At 42.3% G+C, this 2,589-nt stretch carries 3 protein-coding genes; all 3 read right to left on the reverse strand.

Annotated elements, in window-relative coordinates; all coding sequences use genetic code 11:
- Nucleotides 1–90: 90 nt before the first annotated feature.
- The 3 genes from tnpC to tnpA all read right to left on the reverse strand — a co-directional run bounded on the left by tnpC (nucleotide 91) and on the right by tnpA (nucleotide 2,514).
- A complete protein-coding gene (tnpC, locus tag OM074_RS20975; RefSeq protein ID WP_301202666.1) occupies nucleotides 91–1,728 on the reverse strand; it encodes an IS66 family transposase in 1,638 nt (545 codons plus the stop codon).
- A 77-nt stretch (nucleotides 1,729–1,805) separates the two neighbouring features.
- Entirely contained in the window at nucleotides 1,806–2,159 is a 354-nt protein-coding gene (gene tnpB, locus OM074_RS20980) for an IS66 family insertion sequence element accessory protein TnpB (RefSeq protein WP_301202668.1), read from the reverse strand.
- Entirely contained in the window at nucleotides 2,152–2,514 is a 363-nt protein-coding gene (tnpA, locus tag OM074_RS20985) for an IS66 family insertion sequence element accessory protein TnpA (protein WP_301202670.1), read from the reverse strand. The genes tnpB and tnpA overlap by 8 nt, the downstream gene beginning before the upstream one ends.
- Nucleotides 2,515–2,589: the final 75 nt, after the last annotated feature.

The following is a 2,589-nucleotide window of genomic DNA, read 5'->3' on the forward strand; positions in this document are numbered from 1 at the left end:
GTAAGCATTCGGTAAACCCCGTCTTGATGCGACAAAAATAAGTGTTGCTTTCAAATTACTTCCAAAACATTCGGAGTAATTTGAAAGTTCTTAGGAATGATCTTTCGCAGACTGGTCTGTTTGTTTTTTAAAATTATGAGGTAGAAGCTCAGCAAGATCTTTACTGTAGTCTGTATCATATTTGTGAACGTTTTCCAAGAAGAAGATCATCCAATCCCGGAAGTTTACATCGTTGTTTTTGCAACAGGCCAGCATGGAGTAAATAATGGCAGCATTCTCCGCTGATTGATGATTTCCACAAAACAACCAATTCTTTCTTCCAAGAGCGATGGGACGGATCGCATTCTCAGCTTGGTTATTGTCAATCTTGTAGCGGCCATCCAGATGGTAGCGCGATAACTTATTGAAGATGCTATACGTGTACTTAATGGCTTTCCCGATGCGCCCTTTGGGAAGCACTTTCGGATATTCCTTTACAAGCCACTTCTCAAAAGCTACCATGATTGGGTAAGCCAGACGTGTTCTTAAGTCAGCGCGCTGTTCATAAGAAAGATTCTCATGATCAGCCTGTCTCTCGACATCATACAGCAGCCCTATTTGTTTCAGAGCATAAGATGCCCTGGCTTCATCTTCCTTTAAAGCCTCTTCAAACTTACGGCGCGCATGGGCCCAGCACCCAATGGGCAAAACACCTTTTTTATTTTCGTAAATATCATAAACAGCATAGCCATCCGATTGTATGACTCCCTGATAATCTTTAAAAAGTTGCAACGCGACTTTTTGTGCGCGGGAACCTTTATCGTAATGGAAAAGAACAAGCTTTGGAATGACTGCTCTAAGCATCCAGATGTACCCCTTTACAGTTTTGTGCTTTTCATTATTGATAATCGGGATGGTTGTCTCATCGCTTTGGATATATCCCGAAGCCAAAACCAGTTCCTTCAGCCGGTAATAAGCCGGACGCATCAGATCAGCCACCTCCTGGTTCCAGTCATTAATGGTAGATGCAGGGATGGAGATGCCTTGTTGTTTAAACATCTGGATCTGGCGATAAAAAGGGAGGTGGTTTACATACTTGTCAATAGTTATGTCTGCCAACACGGTTGCGCCTGCATAGCTTTTGGCAATTGGCAGAATCGGCATATCTGCAGTTACCACTGTTGCCTGATCTTCGGATGCCTGGTTTTTCAGAGCATATTTATGGCGGATAATTCTGCGCACATAATACCTGGCAGGATCTTTCTCCAGAACTTCTGTGATTTCCGGTTGCAATTCCACCCAGTTTTCTGTGTCAATATTTTCAGGATAAATATGGTGCTCCTCTCTTGGAAGGTTTTCTGGCAGAGGTTTGCGAACAGGCTGCTTTTTGGTCTTTACCTTTACTCGAATCTTTTTAAATTGTTCGATCTCTTCTTTTGCGGTAACAGCCAGTTGTTTCTCCTCCGGAAGCAATTCGAGGCCATCAAAATCAAGGCGGCGTTGCAGCGGATCCGGCAGAATAAATCGCTCGCTGGACTTTCCCCAGATCTTTCGCTGGAGCATTGCCACCTGTTGTTTTAACTTGTCAATAACCTGGTCTTTTTCGCTAATTTGAGCCGTTAAAGAGACCTTTTCAGCTTCAAAACTCTCGTAGCCGGCAATCTGCCCCTTGAGCTTTGAATTCTCCCGAAAAAGCCGATCTCGCTCCTCCAGAATTTGCTGTAAAAATGTCTCTTGATCGCCTGTCATTTATCAGTTGTTTTGATGACTCAAATATACTGATTTTTAGTCAATCTGAAAAATCTACAAGCCAGTAAATTCAGCTATTACAGAGGTTTTTTCCATCTTTTTTTATTCGGTTTTTTATTTGTGGAAATTCCCTGTACAATGGTCATTAAATCCTGCCAGGTAATCTGAAAGGTGTTGGTGTTTTCATCAAGAATGGGCAGGCTGAAGTTACCCGATTCAAGCTTCATGTGATAAATGACCAACCCACCAAATTCCATATGCAGGATCTTCATGCTTGTACAGGCTCTGTTGATGAAAATAAACACATCGCCGTCCTGTATATTTTTCCCCATTTGATTGGTCACCATACCGCTCAGTGTATAAAAACTCCGTCGCATATCTGTCGGGTAGGCATACAGATAATAATTCATCGAGGCTGTCAGGCTAAACATGGTCTCGCTCATTTAAATGTATCAATGAGCGGATAAACTCAGGATCTGTATTCCCTGAAAGTTTAAGATTCACTCCATTGGGGAAATTAATCTCACAGATTGGGGATTCATTTGTTGCTTGCAAAGATGGCGGAAACTGATTTTGGGGCGATCCAGGGAAATTACCTCCAGTATTTCCCTGTTTAAGCAGAATCGGAACGAACCCTTTCTTGGGAGGTAGTTGGTCCTTTAACTTGTTCTGCCAGTAGAAAAATTTTCCGGGGTGCATACCCTGATTGAAACAAAAATCCTTTACTGTTAGTCCGGATGCCAGATAGTCATCATAAATCTTCCGGAACTTTCTCTCATTCAACATACCAATATTTTTTAGTTTGCCCAAACTTAGATATTGGCATGAATGCTTCCTATGCGTGGTTTACCGGATGCTTAC

Source organism: Plebeiibacterium marinum, assembly GCF_026013615.1.
Classification (GTDB): domain Bacteria; phylum Bacteroidota; class Bacteroidia; order Bacteroidales; family Marinilabiliaceae; genus Saccharicrinis; species Saccharicrinis marinus_A.

Coding starts and splice junctions, on each gene's coding strand:
- tnpB (WP_301202668.1), bottom strand. CDS start 2,159: ATGTTTAGCCTGACAGCCTCGATGAATTATTATCTGTATGCCTACCCG.
- tnpC (WP_301202666.1), bottom strand. CDS start 1,728: ATGACAGGCGATCAAGAGACATTTTTACAGCAAATTCTGGAGGAGCGA.
- tnpA (WP_301202670.1), bottom strand. CDS start 2,514: ATGTTGAATGAGAGAAAGTTCCGGAAGATTTATGATGACTATCTGGCA.